This is a genomic window from Halopelagius fulvigenes, assembly GCF_055398025.1.
Genome location: NZ_AP043845.1, coordinates 156,090 through 172,414 on the forward strand (window position 1 = coordinate 156,090; position 16,325 = coordinate 172,414).

The 16,325-nt window shown below is 63.3% G+C and carries 13 protein-coding genes; 8 read left to right on the forward strand and 5 right to left on the reverse strand.

From position 1 onward, the window contains the following. Positions 1–38: 38 nt before the first annotated feature. The 4 genes from ACZ522_RS03795 to ACZ522_RS03810 form a co-directional block, all read right to left on the reverse strand. The gene (locus tag ACZ522_RS03795) at positions 39–1,211 is read right to left on the reverse strand and encodes an ABC transporter ATP-binding protein (RefSeq protein WP_379692136.1); all 1,173 of its coding nucleotides are present in this window, start codon (positions 1,209–1,211) and stop codon (positions 39–41) included. A gap of 85 nt (positions 1,212–1,296) precedes the next feature. Then, complete coding sequence (locus tag ACZ522_RS03800; RefSeq protein ID WP_379692135.1) at positions 1,297–2,181, reverse strand: carbohydrate ABC transporter permease; 885 nt, start codon at positions 2,179–2,181, stop codon at positions 1,297–1,299. Beyond that, positions 2,181–3,119: a carbohydrate ABC transporter permease gene (locus tag ACZ522_RS03805; RefSeq protein WP_379692133.1), complete on the reverse strand. Its 939-nt coding sequence runs from the start codon at positions 3,117–3,119 to the stop codon at positions 2,181–2,183. Before ACZ522_RS03805 ends, ACZ522_RS03800 begins: the two co-directional genes overlap by 1 nt. A 42-nt stretch (positions 3,120–3,161) precedes the next feature. Beyond that, positions 3,162–4,565 carry an extracellular solute-binding protein gene (locus ACZ522_RS03810; protein WP_379692132.1) on the reverse strand — a complete coding sequence of 468 codons (1,404 nt, stop codon included), beginning with the start codon at positions 4,563–4,565 and terminating at the stop codon, positions 3,162–3,164. A 351-nt stretch (positions 4,566–4,916) separates the two neighbouring features. On the opposite strand from ACZ522_RS03810, the gene ACZ522_RS03815 reads away from it, so the two are divergent. From ACZ522_RS03815 to ACZ522_RS03830, 4 genes are all read left to right on the forward strand, one after another. After that, entirely contained in the window at positions 4,917–5,948 is a 1,032-nt protein-coding gene (locus ACZ522_RS03815; RefSeq protein WP_379692208.1) for a zinc-dependent alcohol dehydrogenase family protein, read from the forward strand. Between the two features lie 316 nt (positions 5,949–6,264). After that, positions 6,265–7,032 carry an IclR family transcriptional regulator gene (locus tag ACZ522_RS03820; RefSeq protein WP_379692131.1) on the forward strand — a complete coding sequence of 256 codons (768 nt, stop codon included), beginning with the start codon at positions 6,265–6,267 and terminating at the stop codon, positions 7,030–7,032. A 368-nt stretch (positions 7,033–7,400) separates the two neighbouring features. Beyond that, positions 7,401–7,736, forward strand: a complete 336-nt coding sequence (locus ACZ522_RS03825; RefSeq protein ID WP_379692130.1) for an IclR family transcriptional regulator domain-containing protein — start codon at positions 7,401–7,403, stop codon at positions 7,734–7,736. Positions 7,737–7,826: 90 nt separating this feature from the next. After that, positions 7,827–9,056: an MFS transporter gene (locus tag ACZ522_RS03830; protein WP_379692129.1), complete on the forward strand. Its 1,230-nt coding sequence runs from the start codon at positions 7,827–7,829 to the stop codon at positions 9,054–9,056. A 63-nt stretch (positions 9,057–9,119) separates the two neighbouring features. Here the strand turns inward: ACZ522_RS03830 and ACZ522_RS03835 are convergent, their stop codons facing one another. Continuing rightward, on the reverse strand, positions 9,120–9,887 hold the full coding sequence (locus tag ACZ522_RS03835) for an IclR family transcriptional regulator (protein ID WP_379692128.1): 768 nt from the start codon (positions 9,885–9,887) through the stop codon (positions 9,120–9,122). A 414-nt stretch (positions 9,888–10,301) separates the two neighbouring features. On the opposite strand from ACZ522_RS03835, the gene ACZ522_RS03840 reads away from it, so the two are divergent. From ACZ522_RS03840 to ACZ522_RS03855, 4 genes are read left to right on the forward strand one after another with little or no spacing between them, the layout of a single operon-like run. After that, positions 10,302–11,597, forward strand: a complete 1,296-nt coding sequence (locus tag ACZ522_RS03840) for a citrate transporter (RefSeq protein WP_379692127.1) — start codon at positions 10,302–10,304, stop codon at positions 11,595–11,597. A 6-nt stretch (positions 11,598–11,603) separates the two neighbouring features. Next, on the forward strand, positions 11,604–13,748 hold the full coding sequence (locus tag ACZ522_RS03845; RefSeq protein WP_379692126.1) for a hydantoinase/oxoprolinase family protein: 2,145 nt from the start codon (positions 11,604–11,606) through the stop codon (positions 13,746–13,748). Then, positions 13,745–14,260, forward strand: coding sequence for an ImmA/IrrE family metallo-endopeptidase (locus ACZ522_RS03850; protein ID WP_379692125.1), 516 nt, complete (start codon positions 13,745–13,747; stop codon positions 14,258–14,260). The genes ACZ522_RS03845 and ACZ522_RS03850 overlap by 4 nt, the downstream gene beginning before the upstream one ends. A 15-nt stretch (positions 14,261–14,275) precedes the next feature. Beyond that, complete coding sequence (locus ACZ522_RS03855; RefSeq protein ID WP_379692124.1) at positions 14,276–16,315, forward strand: FAD-dependent oxidoreductase; 2,040 nt, start codon at positions 14,276–14,278, stop codon at positions 16,313–16,315. The last annotated feature ends 10 nt before the right edge of the window (positions 16,316–16,325 follow it).

A 16,325-nucleotide genomic window follows, 5' to 3' on the forward strand; every position in this document is an offset into this window, starting at 1 on the left:
TGCGAACGAGAGCGCCTCCCGTCCGCGGGTGTCGGCGTTCACTCGGCGGAGCGACTGACGGACTGTGACTCCTCCTTCGGCGTTATCTCCGCGTCCAAGTCCAGCTTCCGCTGGTGAATCGTCTCGCCGGTGTTCGCGTCGAAGAGGTGGACGTCGGTCGGCTCGACGTACGCGTACACCTGTTCTCCCTCGGAGATGGGGCGTTTCCCGTCTATCTCGACGACGAACGTGTCCTCGTGCGACTGGTCCACCGGGCGGAGGTAGACGTAGGAGATGCTCCCCATCGGCTCGACGACGTCGACGGTCACTTCGACGCTGTTGCCTTTCACCGGAGTTTCCGAGAGGTCGAAGTCCTCCGGGCGCGCGCCCAGCGTCACCGCCGAGCGGTCGCCGACGTTCGACCGCATGCGCTCGGAGAGTTCGTACTCGAACCCGTCGCAGGCGAGCCTGTCGCCGTCGACATCGCCCTCGAAGAAGTTCATCGACGGCGACCCGATGAAGCCGGCGACGAACCGGTTGGCCGGCCGGTAGAAGCACTCCAGCGGCGTCCCGACCTGTTGGAGTTCGCCGTAGTTGAGCACGACGAGGCGGTCGCCCATCGTCATCGCCTCCGTCTGGTCGTGGGTGACGTACAGTGTCGTCACCCCGAGGTCGTTCTGGAGCCGGTTTATCTCGGTCCGCATCGTCGTCCGGAGCTTCGCGTCCAGATTCGAGAGCGGTTCGTCCATCAGGAACACGTTCGGGTCGCGGACGATGGCCCGTCCAAGGGCGACGCGCTGTTGCTGTCCGCCGGAGAGTTCCCCCGGCGTGTTGTCCAACAGATTCCCGATACCCATCATCTCGGCGGCTTCGGTCACCTGCGCCTCAATCTCCGCCTCCGAGAGGTCCGTCGACATCTTCAACCCGAACGACATGTTCTCCTCGACGGTCATGTTCGGGTACAGCGCGTAGTTCTGGAACACCATCGCGACGTCCCGCGCGCGCGGTCCAAGTTGGTTGACGAGGGCGTCGCCGATGAAGACGTCGCCCTCGCTCTGCGTTTCGAGCCCCGCGACGATTCGCATGAGCGTCGACTTACCGCTACCTGACGGACCGACGAAGACGACGAACTCGCCGTCTTCGATGTCTAACGAGACGTCGTCCACCGCGACGACGGCGTCGCCGCTCTCGCCGAACCGTTTCGTTACGTCGTCTAACGTGATACTGGCCATTATGTGCCCTCCGTAGCGCGAGCGGGGAGTCCCGCCGCGCGAATGCGTTTTGCGAACTGTGCGCGTCGTTCGGTTGTGGTCGCGTTCATTCTTTGATCACCACGCCGAAGCTGAGCCCCGCGGCGAGGTACTTGTTCACCGCTATCAGGAAGATAACGACGGGGAGGATCATCGCCATCGAGGCGGCCGCGAGCATGCCCCACTCGATGGAGCGGGAGCCGATGAACGAGTAGACGAACAGCGTCACCGGCACCGCCTTGAAACTCGTCAGCACGAGTCCGAACAGGAGTTCGATCCACGCGAAGATGAAGCTGATAATCGCGACCGAGAAGATGCCGGGCTTGGCCGCCGGGAGGACGACCTTGCGGAACCCCTGGAATCGGGTCGCGCCGTCGACGCGCGCCGCCTCCTCCAGGGTCTCGGGGATGCCGTCGAAGAACGCCTTCATCACCCACACCACCAGCGAGAGGTTGATGCTGACGTACATGAGCACCATCCCGATTCGCGTGTCGAACAGGTTGAACGACTGGAAGATGACGAAGAACGGGATGACGACGGCGATGGGCGGGAGCATCCGCGAGGAGAGAATCCACACGAGGACGTCCCGTTCCATGGGGATGTCGTACCGCGAGAGGACGTACGCCGCCGGGACGCCGATGAGCAGGACGAGTATCACCGACGCCGACACCATGAGGACGCTGTTGGCGAACGCCGTGAGGAACTCCCCGCTCTGGGCGAGCTGGATGTAGTTGTAGACTGTCGGCAGGAATATCCAGTCCGGCGGGAGCTGGTTCGCCTCTCCCGGGGGTTTCAGCGACATGGACGCGAGCCAGTACAGGGGGAAGAGGACGACGAGCGACCACAGCAGCAGGATGCCGTGTCTGGCCGCTCGAACGACGGTCTCGCGCGTGTCCTTGTCGAGCCGCTGCGAGCCGGTCGTGGGGTCGACGTTGCCGTCTCGGGTCGCCATCAGTCCCACACCCCCTCGAAGCCGACCTTTGCGATGACGACGTTACACACCGCGATGACGAGGACGAGGTAGACGACCGCTATCGCGGCCGCCACGCCGGGCTGGTTGTTGATGAACATCTGCTCGTAGATGTTGATACTCACCAGTTGCGTCGCCGTCCCCGGACCGCCCTGAGTGAGGCCGTACACCACGCCGAACGTCCGGAACAGGTCTATCATCCGGATGAGCGTGGCGACGAACACGACGGGTTTCATGTACGGGATGATGACGTGGACGTACCGCCGCCACAGCGGGGCACCGTCGACCCGCGACGCCTCGACGAGGGTGTCGGGGACCGACGAGAGGCCCGCGTAGAAGATGATGAACATGAACGGCGTCCAGTTCCACGTGTCGAGGAGTATCACCGTCAACAGCGGAATCTCCGAGAGGAACGCCGGCGCCGCGAACGGCGTCCACGTGTTGATCATGTACGGGATGATTCCGACCTCGCTGTTCAGCATGATGCGACCGATAGTCGCCATCGAAACCGGGGCCACCGCCATCGGGACGATGAAAAGCACCCGGTAGAACGACTTCGCCCGCTCGGATTTCACGCCGGCGACGAGTGCGGCGAGGAAGAACCCGAGGACGCTCTCTAAGACCAACGCGCTGGCGACGACGGTGATGGTGACGACGAACGAGTGGAGCGCACCGCCGCGGGTGAACGCCGTCACGTAGTTGCTCAGTCCGACGAACTCGGCTTCGAGCACGTTGAACGTGGGTTCCTCGATGAGACTGAGGTACAGGTCGTACGCACCGGGGAAGAAGGTGATCATCACCATCACGAGCACCATCGGCGCGACGAACCAGTACGGGAGGTAGTCGTTCCAGATATCGCGCAGGCTGGGGAACCCTCCCTTCTCGTCTGCGGCCGTTTCTGCTTTCGTCTGTGTACTCATTGTCAGTGTTGGGTCGGGTGGATGCGGGTCGAACCGTCCGCGTTACTCACTGTAGATGTCCTCCGCAATCTTCGCCGCCTTCTTCATCGCCGCCTCGGGTGATTTCTCCCCGGCGATGGCCCGTTGGAGTTCCTCGGAGTAGCGCTGTCCCCACTGGGGGTACTTCCGGTCGAACGGGTCGGGCTGCGCCTCCTTCAGGGATTCGAGCGTGACCTGGGCGAAGTTCTCGCCGACGCGCGACCGGAACTCATCGTTCTCCCAGACGGACTGGCGCACCGAGAACGCGGCGTCGTTCTCCAAATGCATCCACGTGTTCGTCGGTTGCGAGGAGGCCCACAGCATGAAGAGGAACCCCTGCTTGGAGTTCTTGGCGTTCTTCGAGGTGGAAATCTGCCAGTTGTAGGCGTTCGGTCCGAACGTGCCGTCGGCCGGTTTCGGCGCCTTCGCGATGCCGACGGAGTCGGCCACCTGAGAGTCCTCACCCGTCAGACCGGGCCAGAACAGGTTGGCGTCGGCGACGATGTGACCCGCGCGGCCCTCCTGCATCGTCGTGAGCACGTCGGACCACGTCTGCGTGGACGCCCCTTCGGGGCCGTAGTCCCGCAGGAGGTTCGTGTACCACGTGGCGGCGTCGATGACGCCCTGGGTGTCGAGTCCGGAGTCCTTCGGGAACTTGGTCCAGAGTTTCGCACCGTTCTCGCGGATGAACGTGTTCAGGATGTAGATGTTCATCCCGTATCCCTTCTGTCCGCGCCCGGCGGTACCGGCGACGTCGGACTCGTTCTCGTGGATGGTCTTCGCGTTCTGCCGGTGTTGTTCGAGCGTCTCGGCCACTTCGAGACCGTGTTTCTCGTAGAGGTCCTTCCGGTAGAACTGGGTCTGGACCTCGGTGGTGATCGGGATGCCCGTCCACTTGTCCGTGTATCCGCCACCGTGGGCCTGCCATCGGGACGACTCGAAGAGGTCGTTTGGCTTCCACCAGTTCTCGTCGTAGAGGCTACTGTCGTTGAAGTACTTGTCCAGCGTCTGGAGCCATCCCTCGCTACGGAACTGGTTGATGACCTGGTCCATGAAGAAGACGTCGAACTGACCGGCCCCGGTGCTCACGTCCGTCTGCCGCTTCGTCCGGAACTGCTGTTCCGGGAGGACGTTCCACACCACGTCGATACCAGTCAGTTCCTCGAACACCGGCACCGCGGGCTTTATCGCGTCGACCCACGGGTGCTGGACCGCTCCGATGTTTATCTTCGACCCCTCGAACTGTTTCCATTCGATGTCGGCGCCCTGGTACTCGCTCAACGGGATGGCGAGTTCGCCCGAACTACCGCTCTCGCCGGTTCCCGTCGACGTTCCGGAACTTCCGCCGCGGGTACAACCCGCGAGACCGCCGACCGCTCCGACGCCTAGCGCTTTCAGTACGTTTCTGCGGCTGCGTTGGCTTGCCATACCTATTGACCTCACCGTAGCACAAATCGAGCATGATTAATAAGCTTACTCCTCGTTGGCGCTATCGGCCCCTCCGATTCGGCTCGCTCGACGACTCGTCCCCGCCGAACGGAATGCGTCACCGCGTGAACGGCGTTCGTGGAGGGGATTTATTATGGACCGTGAAGAACCGAGTAGTTGAACGCGGGAGTACATCCGACGGAAACCCCCGCGTGAAGACGACTGCGAGCCATCGCAGCCACCGAAACACCACAGGCAACAGATGATGCGAACCGAGACAGACTCACACGACCAGCGTCCAGTGGAGCAGCCGATAAACGCCGAAGCTCGATACGGAGAGTTCGACGGATGATGCGTACGGCGACGCTGACCGACGTTGGTGAAATCGAAGTACAGGAGCGGGAGCGACCGGAACCGACGGAGAGCGACGTAATCGTCGAAATCGGCGCTTGCGGGGTGTGCATGACCGACTACCACATGTACCACGGCACGTTCGCCGTCGACACTCCGCTCGTACTCGGACACGAGAGCGCCGGCACCGTCGTAGACGTCGGCGAGGACGTCACCGGCCTCGACGTCGGGGACCGAGTCGCTATCAACCCCACCGTGCCGTGCACCAACTGCTCGTACTGCAAGCGCGGGGAGACCCACCTCTGTGAGAACAACACGAGCATCGGCGGGGCCGGCGAGACGATTCTCGACGGCGCGTTCGCCGAGTACGTCCGAGTCCCGGCGATAAGCGTCGAGGACATCGGCGACCTCTCGTTCGAGAACGCCGCGCTGGCGGAACCCTTGGCCTGTTGCATCCACGGCGTCGACCAAGTCGACGTCGAACTGGGCGACAGCGTCGCGATAATCGGTGCCGGCCCCATCGGTCTCCTGTTGATGCAGGTGTTCCGCAACGCCGGAGCCAGTCCGATAGTCGTCTCCGAACTCGATCCCGAACGGCGTGAACTCGCCGCGGAACTAGGCGCCGACGCGGTCATCGACCCGGCCGAATCCGACCCCCTCGCGGCCATCCCCGATGCGGCGGGCGGTCCCGTCGACGTCGCCGCGGAGGCCATCGGCCTCGTCCCGACCATCGAACAGGCGAACGAGGTGACCGCGAACGGCGGTTCGACGCTCATCTTCGGCGTCCCCGACCAAGAGGCGACGATGGAGGTCAACCCCTTCGACATCTTCTTCAACGAAGTCGGCTACCGAGGGTCGTTCTCGCTGACCGCCGAGGACTTCGAGCGCGCGGTGACGATGCTCCGGTATGACCGAATCGACGCCGACCGACTGGTCACGTCCCGAATCGGTCTCGACGACTTGCCCTCCGCCTTCGAACGGATGGAGAACACGGAAGGGCTGAAGAACGTCGTCGTTCCCCATTCCGAGTGACCGCCCCCTTTTTCTCCTGACGCGTACCCCATCTTCCGCTGAAAGCGACGAGGAGACGTCCGGTCGAAGACGACTTTTCGGAGCGGCACGTCCCAGGTTCGTCCACGCCGCCGAAGCGCGTTCGTGACGCCCCCGTAGCGACCCCCTCCCGTTCTTCAGAAATGAACGAGGTAAATTCGAGCTGTTGTCGGGTGGAATCAACCGCATCCGACATGATTCTTCATCCAAAACGCCCCGAAACCGCTCCGCGAAGCGGCCCGTTGTTCTTCTCTGATGAACGGGGTTTTTGTCCCGTCGGCGTGTACGACGGATCATAATGGCCGACCCCACGAAATACACGATCGAGGCGACCGAGACCTCGTTGACTATCCTCGAGGCTCTCGTGGACCAGGACGGACCGACGGGCGTCACGGCGCTCGCGGAGCGAGTCGGGAGTTCGAAAAGCGTCGTACACAACCACCTCTCCACGTTAGAGGCGTCGGGGTACGTCCTCAAAGACGGGACTCAATACCGGCCGTCGCTACGGACGCTGAACCTCGGCGTCCGGACCCGCGAACAACTCCCCGTCTTCCGTATCGCGAAACCGCTCCTCGACAACCTCGCGGCGGCGACGGGCGAGACGGCGACCCTATTCGTCCGAGAGGAAGAGGGGGGCGTCCCCGTCTACGTCGTCGAGCCGTCCGACGAGAGCATTTCAAATCTCCGAGAGGGTGAGCGGTTGCCTCTCCCGGAGAACGCCCCCGGCCGAGCGATTCTCTCCACCCTCTCCGACGAACGTATCGACGAAATCCTCGACGACGCGGAACTCGTCGCGCGCACCGATTCGACGCTCACGGACCCCGAAGAACTCCGCGAACGGGTCAGACAGATCCGGGACAGCGGCATATCGTTCTGCAGAGAAGAACAAGCGGAAGGAGTGGTGAGCGCGGCCGCACCGATCGAAACGAGGAACGACCGTTCGAACGCCGCGCTGGGCGTGTACGGCCCGGCAGACCGCTTACAGGGTCGATATCTGGAGGAAGACCTCACCGGTCAGATACTCAGCACCGCGAAGTCCGTCCGCGTAACGCTCACGAATCTGTGAAGGCGGGAGTACGGCGCGGCGCCTCTCGCGTGTTCCGTGTCCTCGGCAACTGGGGTAACGTATGACGGTGAGAAAGGATTCGTCGGTATTCGAGCGACACTCCGACAGCGCAGCGGTGTTAGTGACGTCATCGTCCGTTACACCTCTATGACTGTAATGCGATTTACTTTTACCACGTTCACCGTCGCTACGCTTACCGGCCCTCTCGAGGGACTGTCGACTCCCGTCTCGTTGGGGTTCTCACGGTGAGAAACGCTCGGTTGGCGTCATTGGATCCCCGTCGAATCGTCACCCTCGTGCGACCTCACTGCCCGACAGAAGCAGTCCACCTGCGACGACCGCCGCGTCCAGTAGCGACGCCGACCGTCGTGGGATTCATCGCGGACGGGTGGGCGCCGGCGTACCGAGAGGGCGAACGGATGCCGCTTCACCTCAACGCGCCCGGGAAGTCCCTCCTGGCTTCCCTCCCCGACGACCGGCTGACGGAGATACTCGGCGAAAGCGACCTGACCGCCCGGACGGAGGCGACTCTCACCGACCGGGACGAACTCGAAGCGGAACTCCGTCGAATCCGCGACAACGGCTTCTCGTTCTGCAGAGGTGAACAGTTCGAGGGGCATCGTCGGAGTCGCCGCGGCGTGTTCCGAACGCGGGCGGCGACCGAGTGGCCGCAGTCGGCGTCTGCGGACCGGCCGCCCGGTTGAACGGTCGATAGTCGGGGAACCGCGCGCAACAAGGCGAAGATTCTGCCCCTTGCCACACGGCTTATGCCCCGGAGGGTGCACCGGGAACCGATGCACGCTCGGAACGCGGCTAGGTACGCCACGCTGGTGTTAGCCGCGGGAATCTGGTTTCTGAGTAAGTTCCTCCGGTACGCGTTTCCGCCCCTCTTCGAGACGATGCAGGCGAGTTACGGCATCTCGAACGCGGAGGTGGGGACGATATACACCGGTCTCATGGTCGTGTACGCGTCGTTGCAGTTCCCGTCGGGGATGCTCTCGGACCGGTTCGGATCCGTCCGCGTCGTCGTCGGCGGCGCTCTGTTGGCCTCCCTCGGGTCGTTCGTCCTCGCGTTCAACTCGCCCGCCGCGGTACTCGCGGCGGCGGCCGTCCTCATCGGCGCGGGGACCGGCGCGCACAAGACCGTCGCCGTGGGGATTCTCTCTCGGGTGTACCCCGACCGAACCGGGCGCGTGCTGGGCACGTACGACACGTTCGGGGCGTACGGCGGCGTCGGCGCGTCCGTGGTGGTCACGCTGTTTCTGGTCGCTCCGCCGACGCTGGACGTCCTGTTCTCGCGGTTACCCGGTGCGACGTGGCGCGGGGTCTTCCTCCTGTCCGGCGTCGTCGGCGTCGCCCTCGCGGGAGCGTTCGCGCGGTACGTCCCCCGGCAGTTGTCGGCGTCGTCCGTGGTGAAGTCGGACTCCGAGGAGACGCCCGCCGCCTCTGAGTACGTCCGCCAGTTCTCCAACCCCGCCTTCACCGCGTTCATCCTCGTGACGGTCCTCTTCTCGTTTTCGTACAACGGCGCGGTGGCGTTCTTCCCGTTGTACCTCTCGGAGGTGGCCGAGTTGGAGACGACGACGGTGAACCTCCTGTACTCGGCGCTGTTCGCGGTGAGCATCGTCCAAGTGCTCACTGGCGACGTGAGCGACCGGACGGGTCGGCTTCCCATCGTCGTCGTCACCATCTCCATGGCGGCGACCGCGCTTCTCGGAGTTATCGTCTTCGCGGACGCGGGCGCGGTCGTTCTCGGGGCCGTCGTCGTCACCTTCGCCCTCGGGAGTCACGGCTTTCGTCCGGTTCGGGGCGTCTACCTCGTCGAGATACTCCCCGACCGAATCGCCGCCGGCGGGTTCGGCATCGTCCGGACGCTTCTGATGGGTGCCGGCGCGGCGTCGCCGACCGTCGTGGGATTCGTCGCGGACGGGTTCGGCTTCCGCACCGCGTTCGCCCTCCTCTCGGCGTCGTTGGTCGGCGCAGCGGTCGTCGCAATCGGTCTGCTCCTCCTTGATGCTCACTAGTCAAAATCAGCGCGTAGCAGGCAACTCCATTACACGCCTATAACTGTAACAGATGCCGTCTTCCTACGAGTACGTGATGTTCACCTCGACCATCTTGGACGCGCGCTGGAGCAAATTCGGAAGTTCCTCTCTGAACCGTTCGCCGTTGAGCCGACGAGTAGGTCCCGCCACGGTCAACGCGCCGAGTAACTCACCGGTCTCTCGGTTCTGGATCGGGGTCCCAACGCCTCTCATGCCGTCGACTCGCTCTTCGTCGTCGAACGCGATACCGGTCTCGCGTATTTCGGCCAGTTCCCGCTCCAGTTTGTCGGGATCAGTAATCGTCTGCTCCGTCTTCGCCGGGAGTCCGTACTCGTCGATGACCGCCTTTCTCCGTTCCTCGGGGAGGTGTGCGAGTATCGCCTTTCCTGCGCCCGTACAGTGGAGGTACAGGCGGATTCCGAGACGTGCGTCCGTTCGGACGGCCTGATCGGTACGGTCGTAGTAGAGGTAGACCGCCTGTCCGTTCTCTTCGACGGCGACCGCCGCGGACTCTCCGGTTTCCTCCGCCAGTTCGTTCACCACGGACTTCGTCACGGGGTAGACGAGTTGCCTGCTGAGAGCGCTCGACGCGAGGCGGAGCGTTTTCAGGCTGACGCTGTACGAGCGGTCCGCCTTTACGACGTAGCCGCACTCACGGAACGTGTCGAGGTGGCGGTGGACGGTACTCTTCGGGTGACCGCTCGCCTCCGCAATCTCCGAGATACCCGCCGTTCCCTCGTCCTGTAGCGCCTCCAGTATCTCTAGCGCTGTAACGACCGACTTCATCGGTGCATTGGTATCGGTGCTCATTGATTGTCTGCTCTATTGCAGGCATTCTTCAAAAAGATTGTTCTACGACTCGGGATTCTCGTTCCATGATATGGAAAAGACTCGCCGCTTACAGAAACCATAATAATTGATGTAGTACGTTCTCCCCTTTCGAGGGACGGGTGGAACGAACGTTCCACGATGTGGAATTCTGCCAACTATTCCGTTCTGTATGGTGATTATATTGACAGCACTTTGGACGTTGGAAGCGCCGACCGAATGAGACAGAATTCGCCTAGACGGTCTCTTCGTAGATATTTCCCGCAGAACCGTCCAGGGTGACTCCGAAGACACTTCAGGAACTGTCGGAAAACATACTCTAGCGTTCGTCTATATCTTCGATAGTTATTTATAGTGATAGTCTAGAGTTTGTCCTGGTGTGACACGCCAATGAGTATGATAGGTGCAATCGGGATCCTAGTAGTGTTTGCGATATTCGGCATCCTCATGATGACCGAGTTAGTGCCGACGTTCGTCGCACTCGCTGCAATGGCTCTCGGGATCGCGGCGGTCGGTGGTTTAGGCTACGAACAGATACTGAACGACGTCATCGTGGATGGGTCGACACGATTGAGTGCAGCCTTCGTTGCGGTCTTCTTCGGTGCTGCCCTCGGGGCGATCGTCGAGCAAACCGGCATCGCGGAAGACCTGGTGAAATCGGCTGCCGAACTCGGCGGCGACAGTCCGTTCATGGTCGCGATACTGCTATACCTCGCGGTGGCAGTCATCTCTACGAGCATCTCCGGCCTCGGAGCGTTCATCATGATCGCGACCATCGTGTTCCCGATCATGGTGAGCATCGGTTTCCCCCGGAAAGCCGCCGCCGGAATCGTCTTACTCGGGTACGCGAACGGTGTGATGTTCAACCCCGCGAACTGGGTTTTCTACGCCGACGTGACGGGGATCAACCTCCAGAGCGTGATGGTCTGGGCGCTTCCGACGGGCGGGGCCGCGCTTCTCGCCGGCCTCGGGTACATCACGTTCCAGACGCGGACGTCCTCCCTCCAAGCCACCTGGGCGATGGAGGCGGGAGTTGAGTCGGAGGAGACCACCTCTCAGTTCAAATCGAACGTTCCGACGTACGCGCTCCTGTCACCGGTGATTCCGGTCGGCCTCGTCGTCGTCGGTCTCCCGGTCCTCCCGGCGTTCGTCGTCGGCATCCTCTTCGCCGCCGTCGCGAGCAAACCGGGTCTCGAAGGTCTCAAGAACCCCGGACAGACGCTCAATCAGGTGACCCACGCGTTCCACGAGGGAATCTCCAACGCTGCGCCGGCCATCGCGCTGATGGTCGCCATCGGGTGGCTCCTCAAAGCTGTCTTCGCCGAATCCGTCGCGACGACGATGGAACCCCTCCTCTCGGCGATTATTCCCGATAGTATGGTCCTGTACGCGGCGATGTTCATCCTCCTCGCACCGCTGGCGCTCTACCGGGGCCCGCTCAACCTGTGGGGCCTGGGGAGCGGTATCATCGGGGTTCTCGCCGCTATCGGCGTCAACCCCGCGTTGATAACCACGACTGCGGTGAGTGCGCTTCGCGTCCAAGCCCCCGCGGATCCGACGAACACGCACAACGCGTGGACCGCCGACGAGATGGGCGTCAACGTCAACACCATCACGAAGAGCGTCCTGCCGTTCGCGTGGATAACCGCAGCCGCAGGAATTATCGCCTCCGTCTACCTCTTCGGAGCCTAACGAACGATGACCAAGATACGAGTCGGAATCGACGTTGGCGGGACGTTCACTGACGCTGTCGCCGTCGACAGCGAATCGCTCGAACTCCTGGAGCAAGTCAAAGTCCCCACGACGCACGATGCGGACGAGGGGGTCGCCGCAGGGATCGTCCAAGCGGCCTCACAGATCCTCGAAAACATCAACGCGACGCCCGAGGACGTCGTGTTCCTCGCTCACGGAACGACGCAGGCGACGAACGCCCTCCTCGAGGGCGACGTGGCGAAAGTCGGCGTCATCGGCATGGGGAAAGGACTGAAGGGACGCCGCGGAAGGACGGAGACGAACGTCGACGACATCGACCTGAAGAACGACCAGGTCATCGAGACGACGCACGCCTTCGTCTCGCTCAGCGACGGGTTCCCGGAAGCAGAGGTCAGAGAAACGCTCGCTCGGTTCGAGGAGGAAGATGTGGAAGCGGTCGTCGCGAGCCAAGTGTTCGGCGTCGACGACCCCCGCATGGAAGAACGAGTCTGCGAACTCGCCCGCGACGAGGGGTTCGCAGCTATCGGGGCGAACGTCGTCTCGAAGCGGTACGGACTGAAGGTCCGGACGCGGACGGCCGTCGTGAACGCGAGCATCCTACCTCGGATGATGGAGACGTCGCGGTCCACCGCGGCGGGCATCGAGGGAATGGGCGTCACCTCCCCCTTGATGATCATGCGTTCGGACGGCGGCGTGATGGAGATAGACGAGATGCGCCGGCGACCGATACAGACCATCCTGTCCGGTCCGGCCGCCGGGGTCGCCGGTGCGCTGATGTACGAGAACGTCACCGACGGCATCTTCATCGAGGTCGGCGGAACGTCGAGCGACATCAGCGTCATCGAGAAGGGACAGCCGAAGTGGAAGCCCGCAGAGATCGGTAACCACACGACGTTCCTCGAGACGCTCGACATCCGTACGGAAGGGGTCGCCGGCGGGTCGATGATACGAATCGAAGACGGCGACGTCGTCGCGTCGGGCCCCCGGAGCGCACACATCGCGGACCTCCCGTACGCGGTGTACGCGGACCCCGAAGATATCACGGACCCGAAACTCGTCCGCGTCCGTCCGAAGGACGGCGACCCCGAGTACGTCGCCGTCGAGACGGCCGACGGCGACCGGTACGCCGTCACTCCGAGCGGTGCGGCGAACCTGCTCGGATTGGTCGACGAGGACATGTACGCGTCGGGGAACCCGGAGGCTGCGAGACGCGCGTTCGAGCCGGTCGCGGCCGAACTCGGAACGGACGTCGAGTCGGCCGCAGAGCGCGTCCTCGAGGTGAGCGCGCAGAAGATCAAGCCGGTCATCGAGAACATCATCGACGAGTACGACCTGAACCCGAACCTGCTCGAACTCGTCGGCGGCGGCGGCGGGAGCGCAGCGCTCCTTCCGTACCTCGCGGAGACGACGGACTACGACGTCCACTTGGCCGTGAACCACGAGACCATCAGCACTATCGGCGTCGCCCTCGCTATGGTCCGAGACGTGGTCGAGCGGAACGTGATGAACCCCTCGGAGGAGGAAATCGAACACCTCCGGCGCGAAGCGGTCGACTCCGTTATCGGAATGGGCGCGAATCAAGAGACCGTCGAGGCGAAAGTCGAGTACGACGCGTCTCGGAACCTCCTTCGTGCGGAAGCCGAGGGGTCGACAGAGCTCCAGACCCGTGACCTCTCGCAAGGGGCGGTCAGTCCCGACGAGCGTCTGGAAGCGGCCGCCGCCGCCTTAGACGCAGACCCCGACCAGATAGACGGCGGTGCGTCCACCGCCGGTCTCCACGTGTACGTCGCCGACGAGACGACGAAACGGCTCTTCGGCCTGCTCTCGAAGACGAAGTCGAAGACGACGATAGTCGACAACGCCGGCGTCGTCAAGATGAAACTCGAAGACGCGGCCGTGTACGAAACACGCGGGGAATCGCTCGAGCGAACGGTCGAACGCGTGCTGAACAGAGAGTCCGTGTTCAGTAACTCGTCGACGAAGCTCCCCAACATCTACATCGCGCGCGGGAACCGCCTCGTCGATATCAGCGGGATGTCGACGCGTGAGCAGGTTCTCTCGTTAGTGGACATCGAACTCGAAGACGTCGAACCGGACGAGGAGCTAGTCATCCTCGCGGAGAAGCCATGAGCTTCGGAGAGACGCTTCGGTCCCGTCGGGGGGAGCAATCGACCGACCGTGAAGCACGACGGTTCGGCGAGGCGAAGGCCGGCGAACTCCGCACGGCGCACGGCACGGATAACGTGTGGGAACTGGCCGCGAACGAAGGCGTCACGATAAGACGCAGCGAGTGGAGCGGCGTCGACCGACTGCGCCTCTTCGGGACGTACGCCGACGGCGTCATCACGCTTTACGACGCCCAGATCCCGGTTCTCGCGGAACGCCTCGGCGTTTCGGAGTCGCTCGCAACCGAACTCGTGCTGGCGCACGAACTAGGCCACCACGTGCTCGACGTCTCAGCGGTGGAGCGGACTCCACGGTCACCGTTGCGCGAGGCCCTCTCGTCGTGGTTCGGAGGCTCTGCCGACGAACGAGAACTGGAAGAACGGGCGGCACAGTGGTTCGCCGTAGAACTCCTCGGAGACCGGCTTCCGGATACGGCCCGTCGGAAACTGCGTCGCGGAGTCGGAGACATCGAATAATACATGACGTACAACATGGACACTCACACAGTAGAGGGAGAAACGTACGCCACCGTCGTCGTCGGCGGGTCGGCGGGAGGAATCGCGACTGCGGTGCGAGCCGCACGAGAAGGCGCGCCGACGCTGTTGATAACGTACAACCAACACCTCGGCGGGATGATGGCGGGAGGCTTGAGTTACACCGACACGCTGGTGATGAAACCTCGCTCGCCGATTCTCGACGAGTTCTTCGAGGCCGTTCGAGAACACTACGCGACGACCTACGGGAGAGACTCCCAACAGTACGAGTACTGCGAAGACGGGTACATCTTCGAACCCCGCGTCGCGGAGGAGACGTTCGAGACGTTCGTCGACGACGAAGACGACCTGACCGTCGTTCGCGGGTATCACCCCGTTTCGGCGGACCGGTCGAACGACACGGTGAACGCGGTCACGTTCGAGTCGTTCGACGGCGACCGGTCGTTCACCACCGAGGGGTCGGTGTTCGTCGACGCCACGTACGAAGGTGACCTCTTGGCTGCAGTGGGCGTCTCCTACCGAGTGGGCCGCGAACCGCGGTCGGCGTACGACGAACAGTTCGCCGGTCGAATATTCACCGGTATCCGCAGTGACCGGTACTATCCCCGGGAGGCGGTCGGACACGCGGACGATAGCGCGCCGATGGACCGGCGAGGGCCGCTCCACGTTCCGGAGGAGAAGCGCCGCGGGAGCCTCGATTTAGTTCCGCATCCGGCAGGGCTGACGGAGATATTCCCCGGAAGCGACGGACGCGGCGATAACGCCATCCAAGCGTACAACTATCGGCTCTGTCTCGCGCGCGACCCCGAGAACCGACGCCTCCCGGAGCGACCGGAAAGCTACGATCGCGAGGAGTTCATCGAAGAACTTCCGCACGTCCGCGAGTCGGGCCTCCGGTCGTACCTGACGCTCCGGTACCTCCCGAACGACAAAGCCGACATGAACGCGGCCGACCTTCCCGGGGAGAACTACGACTACCCGGAGGGGTCGTGGGAGAGGCGCGACGAGATAGCAGAGAGACACCGCGAACACGCCCTCGGGCTTCTGTACTTCCTCCAGAACGACGAGGAGGTTCCGGACGAAATCCGGTCGGACGCCCGAGAGTGGGGACTCGCCGCCGACGAGTTCGAGGATAACGACAACTTCCCGTGGCAGTTCTACGTCCGCGAGGCGCGCCGTCTCGACGGTCGGTACACGTTCTCCGAAGGAGACGCTCGATTGGCACCGGCTCTCAGTCGGACGCCCGTGCACGCCGACGCCATCGCGTACGCCGAGTATCCGCTCGATTCCCACGCGTGCCGCGACGTCCGCCGGGCGGGCGGTGAGCCCGAAGGGTTCTTCTACGCGTCGCAGGTGACCCGGCCGTCCCAGATTCCGTACCGTGCGCTCCTCCCGAAGGACGTGGACAACCTGCTCGTTCCCGTTCCGCTCTCGTCGACCCACGTCGCATACGGGACCATCAGACTCGAACCGACGTGGATGCACATCGGCGAGGCCGCCGGGTTCGCCGCATCGCTCGCACACGAACACGATGTCGCTCCCGCCTCGCTCGACGTGGATGCGCTCCAGCGACGCCTCGCCGTCGCGGACCACTCGCTGTCGTTCTTCAACGATGTCGACGCGGAGACGGACGAACCGTGGGCGCCGGCGGTCCAGTACTTCTCGACGAAGGGGTTCTTCGAGTCCTACGACGCTCGTCCCGACGACGTGCTCGAATCGTCGGTGGCGAGAACGTGGGTCGATGCAGCCGCAGCGCTCGCAGAGGGCGGAGCGTACGATGCGACCGAGCGTGCGTCCGCGGTGGATAGCGAAGCGTCTTCCACTCCAGTACGGCGGGGAGAGTTCGTCGAGATGCTTCGGTCGGCGTTCGACGATGTCGGCGGACTGGAGAGTGGCGAGAGCGACGACGAACTGACTCGCGGCGAGGCGTGTCAACTCCTTTGGGACGCCCTCGTTTCCGAGGTGCAGGACTCGCCCGAGGACGCCGAACGCCTACGTTCGAGACTGGTTGACTCGGAGGCTTCAGGTCCGACGTGAACCCCTCTCT

Excerpts from the sequence above, each read along its gene's own strand:
- ACZ522_RS03795 (WP_379692136.1), bottom strand. The coding sequence starts at position 1,211 with ATGGCCAGTATCACGTTAGACGACGTAACGAAACGGTTCGGCGAGAGC.
- ACZ522_RS03800 (WP_379692135.1), bottom strand. The coding sequence starts at position 2,181 with ATGGCGACCCGAGACGGCAACGTCGACCCCACGACCGGCTCGCAGCGG.
- ACZ522_RS03805 (WP_379692133.1), bottom strand. The coding sequence starts at position 3,119 with ATGAGTACACAGACGAAAGCAGAAACGGCCGCAGACGAGAAGGGAGGG.
- ACZ522_RS03810 (WP_379692132.1), bottom strand. The coding sequence starts at position 4,565 with ATGGCAAGCCAACGCAGCCGCAGAAACGTACTGAAAGCGCTAGGCGTC.
- ACZ522_RS03815 (WP_379692208.1), top strand. The coding sequence starts at position 4,917 with ATGCGTACGGCGACGCTGACCGACGTTGGTGAAATCGAAGTACAGGAG.
- ACZ522_RS03820 (WP_379692131.1), top strand. The coding sequence starts at position 6,265 with ATGGCCGACCCCACGAAATACACGATCGAGGCGACCGAGACCTCGTTG.
- ACZ522_RS03830 (WP_379692129.1), top strand. The coding sequence starts at position 7,827 with ATGCACGCTCGGAACGCGGCTAGGTACGCCACGCTGGTGTTAGCCGCG.
- ACZ522_RS03835 (WP_379692128.1), bottom strand. The coding sequence starts at position 9,887 with ATGAGCACCGATACCAATGCACCGATGAAGTCGGTCGTTACAGCGCTA.
- ACZ522_RS03840 (WP_379692127.1), top strand. The coding sequence starts at position 10,302 with ATGATAGGTGCAATCGGGATCCTAGTAGTGTTTGCGATATTCGGCATC.
- ACZ522_RS03845 (WP_379692126.1), top strand. The coding sequence starts at position 11,604 with ATGACCAAGATACGAGTCGGAATCGACGTTGGCGGGACGTTCACTGAC.
- ACZ522_RS03850 (WP_379692125.1), top strand. The coding sequence starts at position 13,745 with ATGAGCTTCGGAGAGACGCTTCGGTCCCGTCGGGGGGAGCAATCGACC.
- ACZ522_RS03855 (WP_379692124.1), top strand. The coding sequence starts at position 14,276 with ATGGACACTCACACAGTAGAGGGAGAAACGTACGCCACCGTCGTCGTC.